The 16,458-nt window shown below is 68.4% G+C and carries 18 protein-coding genes and 2 pseudogenes; 11 read left to right on the top strand and 9 right to left on the bottom strand.

Annotation, left to right across the window (positions count from 1 at the left end; translation table 11 throughout):
• Positions 1-59: 59 nt before the first annotated feature.
• The 4 genes from FXN61_RS06300 to FXN61_RS06285 form a co-directional block, all read right to left on the bottom strand.
• Positions 60-395 carry a hypothetical protein gene (locus tag FXN61_RS06300; protein ID WP_167971122.1) on the bottom strand — a complete coding sequence of 112 codons (336 nt, stop codon included), beginning with the start codon at positions 393-395 and terminating at the stop codon, positions 60-62.
• Positions 396-411: 16 nt separating this feature from the next.
• On the bottom strand, positions 412-1,356 hold the full coding sequence (gene sepH / locus FXN61_RS06295; protein WP_167971120.1) for a septation protein SepH: 945 nt from the start codon (positions 1,354-1,356) through the stop codon (positions 412-414).
• A gap of 101 nt (positions 1,357-1,457) precedes the next feature.
• A complete protein-coding gene (locus FXN61_RS06290) occupies positions 1,458-2,582 on the bottom strand; it encodes a sensor histidine kinase (RefSeq protein ID WP_167971118.1) in 1,125 nt (374 codons plus the stop codon).
• Positions 2,579-3,238 carry a response regulator transcription factor gene (locus FXN61_RS06285; protein ID WP_167971116.1) on the bottom strand — a complete coding sequence of 220 codons (660 nt, stop codon included), beginning with the start codon at positions 3,236-3,238 and terminating at the stop codon, positions 2,579-2,581. Before FXN61_RS06285 ends, FXN61_RS06290 begins: the two co-directional genes overlap by 4 nt.
• Positions 3,239-3,327: 89 nt before the next feature.
• Here FXN61_RS06285 and FXN61_RS06280 point away from each other — a divergent pair, with 89 nt between their 5' ends.
• The 4 genes from FXN61_RS06280 to FXN61_RS06265 are packed head-to-tail and all read left to right on the top strand — an operon-like array spanning position 3,328 to position 6,660.
• Complete coding sequence (locus FXN61_RS06280; RefSeq protein WP_167971114.1) at positions 3,328-3,822, top strand: hypothetical protein; 495 nt, start codon at positions 3,328-3,330, stop codon at positions 3,820-3,822.
• A gap of 8 nt (positions 3,823-3,830) precedes the next feature.
• On the top strand, positions 3,831-4,871 hold the full coding sequence (locus tag FXN61_RS06275) for a peptidoglycan-binding protein (RefSeq protein ID WP_312877570.1): 1,041 nt from the start codon (positions 3,831-3,833) through the stop codon (positions 4,869-4,871).
• The gene (locus FXN61_RS06270) at positions 4,868-5,518 is read left to right on the top strand and encodes an ABC transporter ATP-binding protein (protein ID WP_167971110.1); all 651 of its coding nucleotides are present in this window, start codon (positions 4,868-4,870) and stop codon (positions 5,516-5,518) included. The genes FXN61_RS06275 and FXN61_RS06270 overlap by 4 nt, the downstream gene beginning before the upstream one ends.
• Complete coding sequence (locus FXN61_RS06265) at positions 5,473-6,660, top strand: ABC transporter permease (protein WP_167971108.1); 1,188 nt, start codon at positions 5,473-5,475, stop codon at positions 6,658-6,660. Before FXN61_RS06270 ends, FXN61_RS06265 begins: the two co-directional genes overlap by 46 nt.
• Before the next feature lie 60 nt (positions 6,661-6,720).
• On the opposite strand, the gene serC is transcribed toward FXN61_RS06265, so the two are convergent.
• From serC to FXN61_RS06240, 5 genes and pseudogenes are all read right to left on the bottom strand, one after another.
• Positions 6,721-7,848 carry a phosphoserine transaminase gene (gene serC / locus FXN61_RS06260; RefSeq protein WP_167971106.1) on the bottom strand — a complete coding sequence of 376 codons (1,128 nt, stop codon included), beginning with the start codon at positions 7,846-7,848 and terminating at the stop codon, positions 6,721-6,723.
• Between the two features lie 127 nt (positions 7,849-7,975).
• Complete coding sequence (locus tag FXN61_RS06255; RefSeq protein WP_167971104.1) at positions 7,976-8,578, bottom strand: response regulator; 603 nt, start codon at positions 8,576-8,578, stop codon at positions 7,976-7,978.
• Positions 8,575-9,630 (bottom strand): sensor histidine kinase, encoded by a 1,056-nt coding sequence (locus FXN61_RS06250; protein WP_167971102.1) that lies wholly within the window; start codon positions 9,628-9,630, stop codon positions 8,575-8,577. The genes FXN61_RS06255 and FXN61_RS06250 overlap by 4 nt, the downstream gene beginning before the upstream one ends.
• Positions 9,609-10,337: pseudogene (locus FXN61_RS06245) on the bottom strand (ABC transporter permease); the annotation flags it as partial. The pseudogene FXN61_RS06245 and the gene FXN61_RS06250, both read right to left, overlap by 22 nt.
• A gap of 80 nt (positions 10,338-10,417) precedes the next feature.
• Positions 10,418-11,240 (bottom strand): annotated as a pseudogene (locus FXN61_RS06240) (ABC transporter ATP-binding protein).
• 144 nt (positions 11,241-11,384) lie between these two features.
• On the opposite strand from FXN61_RS06240, the gene FXN61_RS06235 reads away from it, so the two are divergent.
• The 7 genes from FXN61_RS06235 (at position 11,385) to pdxH (ending at position 16,407) form a co-directional block, all read left to right on the top strand.
• The gene (locus FXN61_RS06235; protein WP_167971098.1) at positions 11,385-11,711 is read left to right on the top strand and encodes an urease subunit gamma; all 327 of its coding nucleotides are present in this window, start codon (positions 11,385-11,387) and stop codon (positions 11,709-11,711) included.
• Position 11,712: 1 nt separating this feature from the next.
• Complete coding sequence (locus FXN61_RS06230) at positions 11,713-11,985, top strand: urease subunit beta (RefSeq protein WP_167971096.1); 273 nt, start codon at positions 11,713-11,715, stop codon at positions 11,983-11,985.
• Positions 11,982-13,664, top strand: a complete 1,683-nt coding sequence (locus tag FXN61_RS06225; RefSeq protein ID WP_167971094.1) for an urease subunit alpha — start codon at positions 11,982-11,984, stop codon at positions 13,662-13,664. Before FXN61_RS06230 ends, FXN61_RS06225 begins: the two co-directional genes overlap by 4 nt.
• Positions 13,661-14,272 carry an urease accessory protein UreF gene (locus FXN61_RS06220; protein WP_167971199.1) on the top strand — a complete coding sequence of 204 codons (612 nt, stop codon included), beginning with the start codon at positions 13,661-13,663 and terminating at the stop codon, positions 14,270-14,272. Before FXN61_RS06225 ends, FXN61_RS06220 begins: the two co-directional genes overlap by 4 nt.
• Positions 14,262-14,897 carry an urease accessory protein UreG gene (gene ureG, locus FXN61_RS06215; RefSeq protein ID WP_246290837.1) on the top strand — a complete coding sequence of 212 codons (636 nt, stop codon included), beginning with the start codon at positions 14,262-14,264 and terminating at the stop codon, positions 14,895-14,897. The genes FXN61_RS06220 and ureG overlap by 11 nt, the downstream gene beginning before the upstream one ends.
• Positions 14,894-15,595: an urease accessory protein UreD gene (locus FXN61_RS06210; RefSeq protein WP_167971090.1), complete on the top strand. Its 702-nt coding sequence runs from the start codon at positions 14,894-14,896 to the stop codon at positions 15,593-15,595. Before ureG ends, FXN61_RS06210 begins: the two co-directional genes overlap by 4 nt.
• Before the next feature lie 155 nt (positions 15,596-15,750).
• Positions 15,751-16,407 carry a pyridoxamine 5'-phosphate oxidase gene (pdxH, locus tag FXN61_RS06205; RefSeq protein WP_167971088.1) on the top strand — a complete coding sequence of 219 codons (657 nt, stop codon included), beginning with the start codon at positions 15,751-15,753 and terminating at the stop codon, positions 16,405-16,407.
• The last annotated feature ends 51 nt before the right edge of the window (positions 16,408-16,458 follow it).

The raw sequence follows: 16,458 nt of genomic DNA, 5'->3' as shown, positions 1-16,458 counted from the left end.
AAGAGGTATCTGATCTTCGAACCGATCAGGCCGATCTGCACGAAGCCTCCACAGCACCTTCACCGGGTGAGCACGGCGATCAGCGAGTACAGGGCGGCGAACACCGCGAAGGCGAGAAACGGCATCCCGAGCAGCAAGACCATCGCGACCACCGCCATGAGGGTCGCGGGCACGGCCACCAGCCATGCCCGCGACACGCTCAGCGAACGCAACGCGAACCCGCCCAGGACCGCCGCCACCACCGTGAAGACCGGAACGGTCATCACGAAGGTGCCGAGGCAGCCCCAGTCCTCGAACGAGCACACCGCGCCGGAGGCGATGAGCTCGAACACTCCCCACCAAGCCAGCCCGAGGAGTGCACCCACTCCGGCAGCCAGCGCGACACGACGTCCCACGGTGTCAGCGCCTCAGTCAGCGGTTCGACCGCACGCCCAGTAGAACGTCTTCCCACGACGGGACGATGGGGTGGTTCTTCTTCCCCCGCTTGGGAGGAGGGTCCTTGCGGACCGGCTTCTCCGCCGCGGGCTCCTGCTCCTTCTTCACCGGTGGTGGAGGCGGGGCAGGTGCGGGTTCCGGCTCTGGCAGCTTCTCCTGAACCGGCTTCTCCGCCACGACCGGAGCCGGGGCAGGAGCCGGTGCGGGCGCGGGCGCGGGTGCCGGAGCAGGCGCTGGCTCCTCCGCCACGGGGGCGGGAGGAGTGACCACCGGAGCCGCCTCCAGAGCCTGCCTCGCCAGCTGCGTCACCGGCCGCACCGTGCGCAAGGTCCGGTTCGGGTTCGGGTCCATCAGGTCGACAGCGGCGTCGTCGAGCGCCGTCACCGTGCCGCCCTGCGCACCGGGGTGGAACGCCCAGTGCGCCCGGTTGTCCGAGCGCCCGGTCTTCCAGTGCAGCTGCACGATCCAGCGGCCGTCGTCACCGCGCCACGAGTCCCACGAGGTGTCGGACAGGTCGTGCCCACGCAGCCCGAACGAGTGCGCGACGACCTCCCCGAGCGTCTGCACGTCGGGGCCGTCCTCACGGACCGGGTGCGCGCGCTGGGCCAGGTCGGCCGTGCGCGACCGCTCCAGGAGCACGGGGTAGGCGAAGCGCTCGATGCGGTGCGTCGGCATGCCCGCGGCGGCCGCGACCTGGTCGATCGACTCACCGGCGCGGATGCGGGCCTGGATCTCTCTCGGCCGCATCTGGGCCTCACCGGACTCGATCTGCATCTGGCCGAGGCGGGCCAGGTCACCGCGCAGTGCCGCCCGAAGGCGCTCGTCAGCGGGGAGCGTGAAGCGCTCGCCGCGGTTTTCGGGGTCCTCGAGGATGACGGACTTGCCGTCCTCGTCGAGCCCGATGACTCGCAGCGCTCGCATCGTGGCCTCCCTGAATTTGCACCTCGCCAGCGAAGAACGTTAGGACAACGAGCCGCCCAGAAGCGGGAGGCGCGCCGATATCTCTACGTGATCTTGCCAGTTCACGAGGGCTGTCGCACGCCCGTTTCCGGAAGGTTCACCTGGACCACCAGGCCGCCTCCTCCGTTCGGACGAGCTTTCACCGACCCCTGATGCGCCCTCGCCACGGACTGCACGATCGACAGACCGAGGCCGGATCCGGCGGTTCCCGTGCGGTCGCGGAGCCTGCGGAACGGCTCGAAGAGCCCTGGTACCGCCTCCGCCGGCACGGTCGGCCCGGTGTTCGAGACGACGAGATCCCGATCAAGGCGGACCGACACGGTTCCGCCGGGTTTGTTGTAAAGCACGGCGTTGCGCAGGAGGTTCCCGACGAGCTGAGCGAGCAGCACCGGATCTCCCTCGACCAGGTACGGCCGCACCGACACGTCGAAGGTGACCTTCTTCGAGGCCGCCAGCGACACGCACGACTCGACCTCGTCCTCGACGGTCTCGTCGAGCCACACCAGCCCCCGCGTGGCCAGCCCTCGATCACTGCGCGCGAGCAGCAGCAACCCGTCGATCAGCTTCTCGCTGCGCTCGTTCGTGTCGAGCAGGTGCGCGCCGAGCCTGCGGACCTCATCCGTGGCGCCGGGGTCGCCCAGCGCCACCTCGATCAACGTCCGCTGCACGGCCAACGGCGTGCGCAGCTCGTGCGAGGCGTTCGCGACGAACCGCTTCTGGCTGTCGAACGACGACGCGAGCCGGTCGAGCATCCCGTCGAAGGTGTCCGCGAGCTCCTTCAGCTCGTCCGGCGGCCCCTCCAGCTCGATCCGCTGGTCCAGCCGTGTCGCCTCCAGCCGGTGCGCGGTGGACGTGATCTCGTGCAACGGCGCCAGCACCCGCCCGGCCACCACCCAGCCGAGCCACACGGCGAGCACCGCGGCCACCAGCAACGCGATGATCGACTGCCAGAGAACCGTGCTCATCGTGCTGGCTTTGACCTGGTCAGCGGTGATCACCAGGGTGTCGGCGGGAAGCTGCGCCACTTCGATCGCATCCGGGTACGTCGGCAGGGCCCGTGCCGCCACGACCCCCTCGTTGAACGGCGCCCACTCGGCGAGCAGCCAGTAGTTGAGCCCGATCAGCGCGACGCCCGCGATCAGGAACACCCCGGCGTACCAGGCCGTCAGCCTGGTCCGCAGCTTCACGAGCCGAACCGGTAGCCGGCACCGGGCACCGTCTCGATGACCTGCGGCGCGCCCAGCTTGCGGCGCAGCGTCATCACCGCCACCCGCACGGCGTTGGTGAACGGGTCCGCGTGCTCGTCCCAGGCCTTCTCCAGCAACTCCTCCGCGCTCACCACGGTGCCCTCCGCCCTCATCAGCACCTCCAGCACAGCGAACTCCTTGGGAGAGAGCGGCAGGAACCTCCCGTTCCGCGACGCCTGGTGCCGGGGAAGGTCCAGTGTGACGCCCGCGCGTTCGAGCACCGGCGGCAACGCGGGCCGCGCCCTGCGACCCAGCGCCTGCACGCGGGCCACCAGTTCGGCGAACGCGAACGGCTTGGTCAGGTAGTCGTCGGCACCGAGCCCGAGCCCTGCCACCCGATCGTCCACTTCGGCCGCAGCCGTCAGCATCAGCACCCGCGCCTCACCACCGGTCGCGTGCACCGCCTTGCACACCTCGTCGCCGTGCACGAGAGGCAGGTCCCGGTCGAGCACGACGACGTCGTACGCGTGCACCCCCACACGTTCCAACGCCGCTTCGCCGTCGTAGCAGACGTCCACCGCCATCGAGAACCTGCGCAACCCTTCGGCGATCGTGTCCGCGAGCAGTTGTTCGTCCTCGACCACCAGCACACGCATGACAGCCATTTTCCGTGGATCGGGGATAAGCGCCGGATAAAGGCTTTCGCTTAACGCCGGCGAACGACGTCCTCCGTAGACCTGTCGCCATGAAATCCACCATCGCAGTGTTGCTGGGCCTGCTCCTGGCGCTCACCGCCTGTGGGGCGAAAGACCAGCCCGGCGGGGCCCAGAAGGACGAGAAGGGCGACATGGTCAAGTTCGCCCAGTGCATGCGGGAGAACGGCGTCGACATGCCGGATCCGAAGCAGGACGACAACGGCGGCGTGATGATCGAGGCGATGCCCGGCGGCGACGCCGGATCCATCGACGAGAACAAGATGAACACCGCCCACGAGGCCTGCAAGAAGCACCTGCCCAACGGTGGCGAGTTCAAGCCGCCGTCGCCAGAGGAGCAGGACAAGATGCGCCAGCAGGCGAAGTGCATGCGGGACAAGGGCCACAACTGGCCCGACCCGAAGTTCGAGGGCGGCGGCGCGGCGGAGAGCATCGAGCTGCCCGACATGGAGGACGACAAGGTCAAGCAGGACATGAAGGACTGCGGCCTCGGTGAAGGCATGGTCGCGGCGAGGCCCGTCGGATGAAGCGCCGCGTGAACAGGAAGATCCTCATCGCCGCGCTCGTCGCCGCGGTGGTGCTCGGCACCGGTTCGGTCGTGGTGCTCACGAGAGTCGCGTCCAACCAGGCCAACGCCGCACCGCTGCAGAACAACCCGTCGAAGACCGCTTCCGTCAAGAAGGCGAACCTGGCGGACCAGCAGTCGGTCAGCGGCCAGCTCGGCTTCGGCGCGGAACGAGCGCTGGCCGGCCGGAAAAGTGGCACCATCACCGGGCTGCCGAACCAGGGCGCTGTCATCGACCAGGGCAAACCGGTGTTCTGGTCGGACGCCAAGCCGGTGCCGCTGTTCTACGGCACCATGCCGCTCTACCGCGACCTCGAGTCGGGCATGTCGAACGGGCCCGACGTCAAGGTGGTGGAGGAGAACCTCGCCGCACTGGGGTTCAAGGACTTCGGCACCCCCGACGAGAAGTTCACCTACTACACGGCCACCGCGCTGAAGAAGTGGCAGAAGGCCAACGGCCTGGAGCAGACCGGAAAGCTCGGCTCCGGTGACGTGGTCGTCCAGCCCGGCGCGATCCGGGTGTCCTCTTTGACCGGCCAGCTCGGCGCACCGGCCGGTGGCGACCTGATGAAGGTCACCGGAACCGAACGCGCGGTGACCGTCGAGTTGGAACAGTCCAAGCAGCGCCTTGCCAAGCAGGGTGAGAAGGTCGAGCTGTCGATCACCGGCGGCAAGCCCACCACCGGCACCATCACCGGTATGACCCGCACCTCCGGCGACCCGAACCAGGGCCAGAAGCCGAAGATCGTCCTGACGATCTCCGTCGACGACCCCAAGGCCGCGGAAGGCCTCGACACCGCCAACGTCACGGCGCTGTTCACGGTGAGCAAGAAGCAGAACGTGCTCGCGGTCCCGATCGGCGCGCTGCTCGCGTTGAACGAGGGCGGCTACGGCGTGGTCACCGAGGACGGCAAGACCATCCCGGTCACCGTCGGCATCTTCGCCAAGGGCCAGGTCGAGGTGCAGGGCGATGGCCTGCGCGAGGGCATGAAGGTGGTGACCACCGAGTGATCACCGTCGACCACGCGAGCCGGACGTATCCCGGTGGTGTGCAGGCGTTGCGCGACGTCTCCCTCACCGTCGGGGGCGGGGAGATGCTCGCGATCGTGGGACCGTCCGGCTCGGGGAAGTCGACGCTGCTGCACCTGATGGGCACGCTCGACAAGCCCACGGCGGGCAAGGTCGAGATCGACGGCAATGACATCTCCACCCTGTCGGACAACGCCTTGTCGGCCCTGCGAGCGCGCACGATCGGCTTCGTGTTCCAGCAGTTCTTCCTCACCGACGGGCTGTCCGCGATCGAGAACGTGGCCTCCGGGCTCGTCTACGCGGGCGTGCCGCGCTCGAAGAGACGCGCTCTGGCGATGTCCGCTTTGGACAGAGTCGGACTGATCCACCGAGCGCTGCACAAGCCGCACGAGCTGTCCGGTGGTGAACGTCAGCGGGTCGCGATCGCCAGGGCCGTGGTGAACACACCGGGGATCCTGCTCGCCGACGAGCCGACGGGGAACCTGGACACGCAGAACGGCGCGGGCGTGCTGGAGTTGCTGGAGAGCCTCAACTCCGACGGCACGACGGTCGTGCTGATCACGCACGACCGGGACATCGCGGCATGGGCGCCGCGCCGTGTCGAGGTGCGAGACGGGGTGATCGTGTGATCGACCTGCTGCGCCTGGGCTTCTTCGGCATGCGGACCCGCCCGATCCGCGCCGTCCTCTCCGCCCTGGGCATCGCGATCGGCATCGCGGCGGTGGTCGCGGTCGTCGGCATCCCCGCCTCCAGCGCGGCGGCGTTGAAGGAGAAGATGTCCAAGCTGGGCACCAACCTCCTGACCGCCGCACCCGGCCAGGACTTCTTCGGCCAGGACGCGAAGCTGCCGGAGACCGCGGTGCCGATGGCCAAGCGGATCGGCGCGGTGTCGGCGGCCAGCGCGACCGCCAAGATCTCCGCGAGCGTCCGCAAGAACGATCTCGTGCCGTCGAGCGACACGCTCGGCCTCCAGGTGCAGGCAGCGGAGAAGGACCTGCTGAAGGTGCTGAACGCCGAGGTCCGCGAGGGCCGGTGGCTGTCGCCGGGCGAGAAGTCGGTGGTGCTCGGAGGCACAGCGGCCTCCCGCCTGGGCGTCGACAAGCCCGGCGTGCAGCTGTGGATCGACGGTCAGTGGTTCACCGTGGTCGGCATCCTCGGGCCGTTGCCGCTCTCGCCGGAGATCGACAGGTCCGCACTGATCGGCTGGGAGGCGGCCAAGGGGGCCTTCGGGTTCGAGGGCCACGCCAACACGGTGTACGTGCGCACGTCCGAGGACCAGGTGGAGAACGTCCGCAACCTGCTCGGGCCGACGCTGAACCCGCAGAAGTCCAACGAGGTCAAGGTGTCGCGGCCGTCGGAGGCGCTGGAAGCCCAGCAGCTGGCGGAAAGTTCCTACAACGCGCTTTTCCTGGGTTTGGGCGGGGTCGCGTTGTTGGTGGGTGGCGTCGGCGTGGCGAACACGATGGTGATCTCGGTGCTGGAACGGCGCAGGGAGATCGGTCTGCGGCGGGCGCTCGGGGCGACCCGGCGGCAGATCAGATGGCAGTTCCTCACCGAGTCGGTGTTGCTGTCCGGCCTCGGCGGGCTGGTCGGCGTGATCGTGGGAATCGCGGTCACGGCCGGGTATTCGATCAGTCAGCAATGGCCGGCGGCACTGCCGTGGCCGGCCCTGCTCGGGGGAGTGGGCTCGGCGATCCTCATCGGCGCCATCGCCGGCGTCTATCCCGCGGTGCGGGCGGCTCGACAGTCGCCCACGGAAGCACTCGCCTGAAAAAGCCCTGGGGTGCACCGAGAACTCGTCGGTGCACCCCAGGTTGCTGTTCTGACCGGATCAGAGCTGGCCGACGACCCAGTCGACGGCCTGCGTGAGGATCGTGACGTCGTTCGGCTCGATGGCCGGGAACATCGCGACCCGCAGCTGGTTCTTGCCGAGCTTGCGGTACGGCTCGACGTCGACGATCCCGTTGGCGCGCAACACCTTCGCCACGGTCGCCGCGTCCACGTCGTCGGAGAAGTTGATCGTGCCGACGACCTGCGAGCGGTCCTCGGCCTTCTCCACGTACGGCGTGGTGTACGCGGTCTTCTCCGCCCAGGAGTACAGGCGCGACGACGAGTCCTTGGTGCGCCCGACGGACCAGTCGAGGCCGCCGTTCCCGTTGATCCAGTCGATCTGCTCGGCCAGCAGGAAGAGCGTGGCGATCGACGGCGTGTTGTAGGTCTGGTCCTTGGTGGAGTTGTCGAGCGCGGTCGGCAGCGACAGGAACTCCGGCACCCAGCGGTCCTTGAGCTCGTCGACGCGCGCGAGCGCGGCAGGCGACATCAGCGCGATCCACAGGCCGCCGTCCGAGGCGAACGACTTCTGCGGCGCGAAGTAGTAGACGTCGAAGTCCTCGGCCTTGACGGGCAGGCCACCGGCACCGGACGTCGCGTCGATCGCGATGAGCGCGTCGCCGGAACCCTCGATCCTGGTGACGGGCATCGCCACACCGGTCGAGGTCTCGTTCTGCGCCCATCCGACGAGGTCAGCGCCCTCGGCGTAGAAGAGCTCAGGAGCGGTACCCGGCTCGGCCTTGGTGACCAGCGAGTCCTTCAGGAACGGCGCGGTCTGGGTGACCTTCGCGAACTTGGACGAGAACTCACCGTTGGTGAAGTGCTGCGCGGTCTCGCGGACCAGGCCGAACGACGCCGCGTCCCAGAACGCCGTGGTGCCACCGTTGCCGAGCACGACCTCGTAGCCCTCGGGAAGCTGGAAGAGCTCGCGCAGCCCGGAACGCACGCGACCGACGAGGTTCTTGACGGGCTTCTGCCGGTGAGAGGTGCCGAGCAGTGCCGCACCCTCGGACGCGAGGGCCGCAACGGCCTCGGGGCGCACCTTGGACGGTCCGCAGCCGAAGCGGCCGTCGGACGGCTTGAGCTCGGCGGGAAGCACCAACGTGGTCGGATCGGCGGTCTGGGTCATGTGGTCACGCCTCCGGGGCGATGGACTGTGCAGATGGACCTGACCGGCGCCGTTGCCGGAACTGACAGTGTTGCAGCCAGGTGGCCGGGACATGTCAGCCGGGTGTCCTGGGTCACTGGGAACCGCGTCACTGGAGCATGCCGCGATCCATGGCGGTGGTGACCGCGGCGGTGCGGTCGGACACGCCCAGTTTGTTGAACACCCTCAGCAGGTGAGTCTTCACGGTCGCCTCCGAGATGAACAGCGTCCGTCCGATCTCGACGTTCGACATACCCTTCGCGACCAGCCGCAACACCTCGGCCTCGCGCGCGGACAACGGTGGCGTGCGGACCTGTCCGACGACCTTCGCGACCATCGACGGCGCTAGGACGGTCTCGCCCCGCGACGCCGCCCGGATCGCCGCGATGAGGTCTTCGGTGGTCGAGTCCTTCAGCAGGTACCCGGACGCGCCGGCCTCGACCGCGCGAAGAATGTCCGAATCGGTCTCGTACGTCGTGAGCACGAGCACGCGCGGTCCGGTTCCGGCGATCTTCGCGGTCGCCGCGACGCCGTCCATCTCCGGCATCCGCAGGTCCATCAGGACGACGTCCGGTTTCAGAACAGCGGCCTTCTCGATGGCTTCCCGTCCCGAACCCGCGTCGCCGACGACCTCCAGATCGTCGGCCACGAGCATCCCGCGGAGGCCCTGACGCACCACCGGGTGGTCGTCCACGAGCAGAATCCTGATCACAGCGGCACCTCCACCAGCACCGAAGCCCCCTCGTCCGACGACAGGGAGAGCGTCCCACCCACCTGTTCCAGCCGTGCACGCATGCCCCGCAGGCCGAAGCCCTCCGGAGCGTCACCGAACCCGCGCCCGTCGTCCCGCACCTCCAGCGAAACGCTGTCCTCGTCGAACCGCATCACCACGTCGACCCGCGAAGCCCCGGAGTGCCGCGCCACGTTGTTCAACGCCTCCTGCACGGTTCGCAGCAGCACCACCTCGACCGAGGTCGGCAGCCCCACCGGATCGCCGATCACCCGGAACGTCGACGGCAGCGTCACGCCGTTCACCAACCGCCGCAACGCGTCTTCCAAGGAGGAACCGTCCAAAGGCGACGGTGCGTTCGAAGCGACCAGTGCCCGTGCCTCGCGGAGGTTCTCCCGCGCCGTCTGCAAGGCCAGTTCCACGTTCGGTTGCGCGCCCTGCAGCAACGTGATGATCGAGGTGAAGCCCTGCGCCAGCGTGTCGTGGATCTCCGCTGACCACCGCGCCCGCTCGGCCTCGATGGTCAGCGCCTCGATGCGCTTCAGCAGCTCGCCGCGTTGTTCGTTCTGGTCCGCGATCCGGCTGATCGCCCACCCGAACGCCTGGGAGAAGCTGACGATCAGCAGCGCGGCCGGCCACGGGAGTGCCGGCACGGCACCCGCGAGCCAGGTCAGGATCTGCGGGGTGAACACGAACAACGCCATCGGGAAGAACGCCCACGTGACCGGCAGCACCATGTAGATCTGCGGGATCAGGCCGAACAGGGCGAAGGTGGCGTTGCCGCTGAACCAGACCGCCGGCGCGAACGTGGCGAGCGAGCCGGCCGCGTAGACGAACCCGCGCCAGTCCTCGGCCCGGTGCCTGACCAGTTTCCTGCCGTAGAGCAGGAACCACAGGCCGTTCAAGCACAACAACCCCGCCGCCGTCAGGCGGTCGGCGAGGGTGTTGCGGTCGATCAGGATGAGCACGAGCGCGGTGGCCTGCGTGACCGCGAAGAGCACGTACCAGGTGATCAGCGACTGGTGTTGGTCCACCTGAAGGTCCGGCTGACCAGCACCAGGCCCGCGATCGTCCACGCCCCGAGCACCAGCGCGATCCTGCCGAGCTCCCATGATCCCGCCGCCTCCATGACCGCGTAGCCGTCGTCCGGCGCGAACACCGAACGGAAACCCTGACACACCCACTTCAGCGGGAAGATCGAACCCGCGGTGCGCAGCGAGTCCGGCAGCGCCGTCTGCATGATGAACACGCCGGACAGGAACTGCAGCACGATGTACGGCAGGTTCAGCACACCGGCCGCGCTGCGGGTCGAGTTGGCGATCGAGCTGACCGCGACGCCGATCAGCGAACACGAGATCACACCGAGCACGAACACCCAGCCGAACGTGGCCCACTTGCCGAGCGTGTTCGGCAGTTCGACGTCGAACCGGACCATCGCCACCGCGAGGAGCAGCACGGCCTCGACCAGGCTCGACACGAAGACCAGGACGATCTTGCCGATGAAGTAGGACGTGAACGGCATCGGCGTGCCGCGCAGGCGCTTCAGCGTGCCGTCCTCGCGGTCGGCCACCACGCTCATGCCCAGTCCCACGAACGACGTCGAGATGATGCCGGCGCCGATCATGCTGGCCGCGAACATCTGGCCGTGCGCCGGTTCCGTCACGTACACGGTGCCCAGCAGCAGCATCAGGATCGCCGGCAGCGACACCGTGAAGATGAGGTTTTCCTTCTGCCGGAAGAACTCCCGCAGTTCGGTCGCACCCCTCGCGAGACCGAGCTGCAACGTTCCGGGCAAATCCTTCTGGGAAAGAATTGCGGTGGTCATGCGATCAGCTCCAGGTAGACGTCTTCGAGCGACGGACGGGTGACGGAGAGTTCGGCGAGCTCGCCGTGGCGGGACAGCTCGGCGATCACCTTGGTGGGTTCGGAGGTGCGAACCTCCTGGTAGCCGCGGTCGCTCATCCAGCGCACGGTGGCGTCGGCGTGCGCGCGGCCGCCCAGCGTCTGCGGAGTGCCTCGGCGACGATCGGCCGCCCGCAAGCACGGCCACGCGGTCCGCGAGCGCCTCGGCCTCGTCCAGGTAGTGCGTGGTCAGCAGGATGGTGGTGCCCTCGGCGGCCAGGTCCTTGATCAGGCCCCAGAACTGCCGGCGCGCCTCCGGGTCGAAGCCCGTGGTCGGCTCGTCGAGGAACACCAGCTCAGGGCGGCCGATGATGCCGAGCGCCACGTCCAGACGCCTGCGCTGACCACCGGACAACGTGCTGGCGCGTGACCTGGCCTTCTCCGCGAGCCCGACGAGCTCGATCACCTCGTCCGGATCCCGCGGATCGGCGTAGTACTTCGCGTAATGCCGCACGGCCTCATTGACCGTGAGGTTTGCGGCGTCGGTCGCGCTCTGCAGCACGATCCCGAGCCGCGACCGCCACACCCGGTCCGCCTTGGCGGGGTCGACGCCCAGTACGCTGACCTCGCCGGAGTCCCGGTCGCGGTGTGCTTCCAGGATCTCCACCGTGGTCGTCTTGCCGGCCCCGTTCGGCCCGAGCACCGCGAAGACCTCGCCTCGTGCGACGTCGAGGTCCACCCCTGCCACCGCCTGGTGGCCCTTGTAGGCCTTCTTCAGGCCCCTCACTCGGATCGCGTTCATGGGGTGAATCCTGCGGTTTCGCGGGGTTCTGGCGGGACGACCGCACCGCTGACCCCGGCTGTCAACCGGTCGATGGACACGCGTCCGTGTTTCAGCCGTGTTTCCACTCCGCGATAGCCGGCTTTCACGTGTTAGAACAGCCGGGTGCATCTGACGCCGCATGAACGCGACAAGCTCCTCGTGCACGTCGCCGCCGACGTGGCGCGCCGCCGGCTCGAACGCGGGGTGCTCCTCAACTATCCCGAGGCCGTCGCGTTGATCACCGACCACGTGTTGGAGGGCGCGCGGGACGGCCGCACGGTCAGCGAGCTCATGGAGAGCGGCCGCACGGTGCTCGCGCCGGAGCAGGTCATGCGCGGAGTGCCGGAGATGATCGACTCGGTGCAGGCGGAGGCGACGTTCCCGGACGGCACCAAGCTCGTCACCGTGCACCACCCGAGTCGCGCCTTCCGCCGGCCCGGCGCCGGGTGAGGTGATCGTCGGCTCCGAACCCGTCGAGCTGAACCCTGGACGGCCGCGGGTCACGATGACCGTGGTGAACGTCGCCGACCGGCCCGTCCAGGTCGGATCGCACTTCCACTTCGCGTCGGTCAACACCGGGCTGGACTTCGATCGCGAGGCAGCCTTCGGGTACCGGCTCGACATCCCCGCGGGCACCGCGGTGCGGTTCGAGCCGGGCGTCGAGCGCGAGGTCACGCTGGTTCCGTTGGCAGGCTTGAGGATTGTCCGGGGGTTGCAGCGATGATCGACCGCGAGCGCTATGCCGAACTGCTCGGGCCGACCGTGGGCGACCGGATCCGGCTCGCCGACACCGACCTGTTCATCGAGGTCACCGAGGACCTTTCGCGCGGTGCAGGTTCGGGCGACGAGGTGATCTTCGGCGGCGGCAAGGTGATCCGCGAGTCGATGGGTCAGGGCGTCGCGACCCGTGCCGAGGGCGCGCCGGACCTGGTCATCACCGGTGCGGTGATCCTCGATCACTGGGGTGTCGTCAAGGCCGACGTCGGTGTGCGGGACGGCAGGATCGTCGCGATCGGCAAGGCGGGCAACCCGGACACGATGGACGGGGTCCACCCCGACCTGGTCATCGGCCCGTCGACGGAGATCCTGTCCGGCAACGGGAAGATCCTGACCGCGGGCGGCATCGACTGCCACGTGCACTTCATCTGCCCGCAGATCGTGGACGAGGCGCTGGCGTCCGGGCTGACGACGTTGATCGGTGGCGGCACCGGTCCCGCGGAGGGCACGAAGGCCACCACGGTCACGCCTGGCGCCTGGTACCTCGACCGGATGCTGACGTCGATGGACCACATGCCGATCAACGTTCTGTTGCTGGGCAAGGGGAACACGGTCTCGCACGAGGGTTTGCGCGAACAGCTCGCCGGTGGCGCCGGTGGGTTCAAGCTGCACGAGGACTGGGGTACGACGCCTGCCGCGATCGACGCGTGTCTGCGCGTGGCGGACGAGTCGGGTGTTCAGGTCGCGATCCACACGGACACGTTGAACGAGGCCGGCTTCCTGGAGTCCACTGTGGACGCCATCGGTGGCAGGTCGATCAACGCCTACCACTCGGAGGGTGCGGGCGGCGGGCACGCACCGGACATCATCCGGGTGGTCTCGTTGCCGAACGTGCTGCCGTCGTCGACGAACCCGACGCGCCCGCACACCGTCAACACGCTCGAAGAACACCTCGACATGCTGATGGTGTGCCACCACCTCAACCCGTCCGTGCCTGAGGACCTGGCGTTCGCCGAGTCGCGCATCCGGCCGACCACGATCGCGGCCGAGGACGTGCTGCACGACCTGGGCGCGATCTCGATGATCTCGTCCGACTCGCAGGCGATGGGCCGCGTCGGCGAGGTGATCATCCGGACCTGGCAGACCGCCCACGTGATGCAGTCCCGGCATTCCCTTGATCCGAATCTGCGTGCCCGGCGGTACGTCGCGAAGTACACGATCAATCCGGCGATCGCGCACGGGATCTCGGCCGAGGTCGGCTCGGTGGAGAAGGGCAAGCTCGCCGATCTGGTGTTGTGGGAGCCCAAGTTCTTCGGCGTGCGGCCGTCGGTGGTGTTGAAGGGCGGGTTCATCGCGTGGGGCGCGATGGGCGACGCCAACGCCTCGATCCCGACGCCGCAACCGGTGTGGGCGCGGCCGATGTTCGGTGCCACGGCCGGAGCCGCTTCGAGCGTGTTCTTCGTTGCGCCGGAGGCGATCGAGGCAGGGATCGCGGATCGGTACGCGCGGCGCGTGCTGCCGGTCTCCAACACCCGCTCGGTCACCAAGGCGGACATGGTCCTCAACGACGCGATGCCGGACGTGCGGGTCGATCCAGACAGCTTCGCCGTGCACGTCGACGGTGCTCTCGTCGAGCCGGCGCCGGTCGCCGAACTGCCGATGGCTCAACGATATTTCCTGTTCTGATGCTGACCGCGCTGATCCTCGCCGACTCCCGGTTCCCCGGCGGTGGCCACGTGCACTCCGGTGGCCTGGAGGAGGCTGCCGCGCGCGGGCTGGTTGTCGACGAGCCGTCGCTGCAGTCGTTCCTGTACGGCCGTTTGCTCACCACCGGACTGCTGGCGGCGGGCTTCGCGGCCGCGGCGGCTCGCGGCGAGGATCTTGCTGTTTTGGATGCGGAGCTCGACGCCCGCACGCCGTCGCCTGCCCAGCGCGAGGCTTCGCGGGCGCAGGGACGCGGCATGCTGCGGGCGGCTCGGCGGGCGTGGCCCTCCGCGCGGCTTTCGTCGTTGGCGGCGTCTCCGCACCAGCCGCTGGTGATCGGTGTGCTGGTCGATGATCCGTATGAAGCCGCGCTGACGTGCGCATACTTGTCTGTCAGCGGACCGGCGTCGGCGGCGGTGAGGTTGCTGGGACTGGACCCGTTCGGGGTCAACGCGATCGTGGCGGCGCTTCCGGTGGAAGACGTCGCCTCGCGGGCGGTGAAGGAACTGCCTTGTTTGGGATCACCTGCCTTGGACCTGCTGGCCGAGGCACATGTTCGACGTGAAGGGGTGCGTCTCTTTGGGAGCTAACCACGGGCCCGACCCGCACGATCACCACCACGGCAAGGCGCCGCGGATCGGCATCGGCGGCCCGGTCGGCAGCGGCAAGACCGCGCTGACGGCCGCTCTGTGCCGTGCCCTGGGCTCGCAGCTGGAGCTCGCGGTCGTCACCAACGACATCTACACCACCGAGGACGCGGACTTCCTGCGGCGAGCGGGCGTGCTCGACCCGTCACGCATCGAGGCGGTGCAGACCGGTTGCTGCCCGCACACCGCGATCCGCGACGACATCACCGCGAACCTGGACGCCGTCGAACGCCTGGAGCACAGGTTCACCGACCTGGATCTGGTGATCATCGAGAGCGGCGGCGACAACCTGACCGCGGTGTTCTCGCGCGGCCTCGTCGACCGGCAGATCTTCGTCGTGGACGTGGCCGGCGGCGACAAGGTGCCGCGCAAGGGCGGCCCCGGCGTCACGACAGCGGACCTGCTGGTCATCAACAAAGTGGACCTGGCGCCGTTCGTCGGCGCGGACATGGAGGTGATGATCTCGGACGCGCACCGCATGCGCGGCTCGCTGCCCGTCATCGCCCAGTCGCTGGTGGAGACGCCGGACGCGCCCGAGGTCGCCAAGTGGGTGCTGGCCCAGCTGTGAAGGCTTCTGCTCGGCTGGTCGTCTCGTTGGACTCGCACGGCAACAGCGTCGTGCGGGTCCTGCGCTCCCAGTCGCCTCTGACACTGGTGCCGCACCGGCGCGTGGGCCCGGTCGCTCTGGTGCACCTGGTGAGCTCGGTGACGGCGCCACTGGGCGGCGATTGCCTGTCGCTGACCGTCGAGGTCGGCCCTGGAGCGTCGCTCGACCTTCGCGGAGTCGCGGCGACCCTGCTGCTGCCCGGCTCGTCCGGCACGTCGTCGTCCTCTGTGGTCCGGTTCCTGGTCGAGGGCTCGGTCCGCTACCTGCCAGAGCCGACCGTCGTGACGGGCCGCGCGAATCACACGGCAGTGGTGGAGGCCGAATTGGACGGTCACGCAGAGTTGCGGACACGCGAGATCCTGGTGCTCGGCCGCACCCGTGAATCGCCCGGCGCGCTGTCGACCTCGGTGCGTGCAACCCGTTGCGGCAAGCCGTTGTTGCATCAACAACTCGTCGTCGGCTCGCCGTCGTTGGACGCGTCTACCGCCGGTCTGGCGGGCAAGCGGGTCGTCGGCACCGAGCTGATGCTCGACGCGGTGGCACGCGTTTCCGATGGCGGGGAGTGGTGGAGCGTCGTTCCCTTGGCAGCGGGCGGAACCCTTGCCACCGCACTGGGTGATGACGTGGTCACGGTCACAAATGTGCTCGACGCCATCTGACTCGATCCCGAATTCGATCCAGAACTGTTCTTTGCACGGACAGTCACCGTTCAGGTGGTGGTCATCACCGCGCAGGCGGTTTCGGGATCCGTTCGCCGTGCGTATGGTCGCGGGTCCAGGGACCACGAGTTCTGCCGCCACTTGGAGGTTCGCCAATGACGGAGACCACGAACATCGCACTACCGGCGATGCGCGTGTCATACGAGCAGGGCTCGCTGAGCGAGTCGGAGCTTGCCGCCACGTGGCACGAACAGCTCCAGCTGTGGCTGGACCAGGCTTCGGGTGCAGGCCTCCCCGAGCCGAACGCGATGGTCCTCGCGACGACCGACACCAAGGGCCGCCCGTCTTCACGGACCGTGCTGGCCAAGGGACTCGATGCGCGTGGCTTGGTGTTCTTCACCAACTACACGTCCAACAAGTCGCACGACCTGATGGCGACCCGGTACGCGTCCGCCACCTTCCCGTGGTTTGCGATGCAGCGGCAGGCTCACGTTCGTGGGACTGTCGAGAAGGTCGGGCCGGTGGAGACCGCCGAGTACTGGAACTCCCGGCCTCGGGGGTCGCAGATCGGTGCTTGGGCTTCGCCGCAGTCTCGGGTTGTGAGTGGGCGGTCTACTTTGGACTCTGCTCTGCACAAGATTGAGCGGCAGTTCGCTGACACCGAGAAGATTCCTGTGCCGCCGCATTGGGGTGGGTGGCGGATTCGGCCTGAGGAGGTCGAGTTCTGGCAGGGGCGGCGGGATCGGATGCATGACCGGTTGCGGTTCCGGCTTTTGCGGGATGGGTGGCAGTTGGAGCGGGTTGCTCCGTAGGTCCCGTAGGGGCCTTGTGGGGTTTTAGCTTTTGCGATGGGGCGTCTCCTG

It is taken from the genome of Lentzea indica, assembly GCF_012184385.1.
GTDB classification, from domain to species: domain Bacteria; phylum Actinomycetota; class Actinomycetes; order Mycobacteriales; family Pseudonocardiaceae; genus Lentzea; species Lentzea indica.
Note: the sequence above shows the minus strand (reverse complement) of the source record. Positions and strands in the feature narration are given on the sequence as shown.

What these genes read in the sequence shown, in the direction of transcription:
- sepH (WP_167971120.1), bottom strand. Translation starts at nt 1,356, where the DNA reads ATGCGAGCGCTGCGAGTCATCGGGCTCGACGAGGACGGCAAGTCCGTC.
- pdxH (WP_167971088.1), top strand. Translation starts at nt 15,751, where the DNA reads ATGACGGAGACCACGAACATCGCACTACCGGCGATGCGCGTGTCATAC.
- FXN61_RS06265 (WP_167971108.1), top strand. Translation starts at nt 5,473, where the DNA reads ATGGGCGCCGCGCCGTGTCGAGGTGCGAGACGGGGTGATCGTGTGATC.
- FXN61_RS06225 (WP_167971094.1), top strand. Translation starts at nt 11,982, where the DNA reads ATGATCGACCGCGAGCGCTATGCCGAACTGCTCGGGCCGACCGTGGGC.
- FXN61_RS06280 (WP_167971114.1), top strand. Translation starts at nt 3,328, where the DNA reads ATGAAATCCACCATCGCAGTGTTGCTGGGCCTGCTCCTGGCGCTCACC.
- serC (WP_167971106.1), bottom strand. Translation starts at nt 7,848, where the DNA reads ATGACCCAGACCGCCGATCCGACCACGTTGGTGCTTCCCGCCGAGCTC.
- FXN61_RS06285 (WP_167971116.1), bottom strand. Translation starts at nt 3,238, where the DNA reads ATGCGTGTGCTGGTGGTCGAGGACGAACAACTGCTCGCGGACACGATC.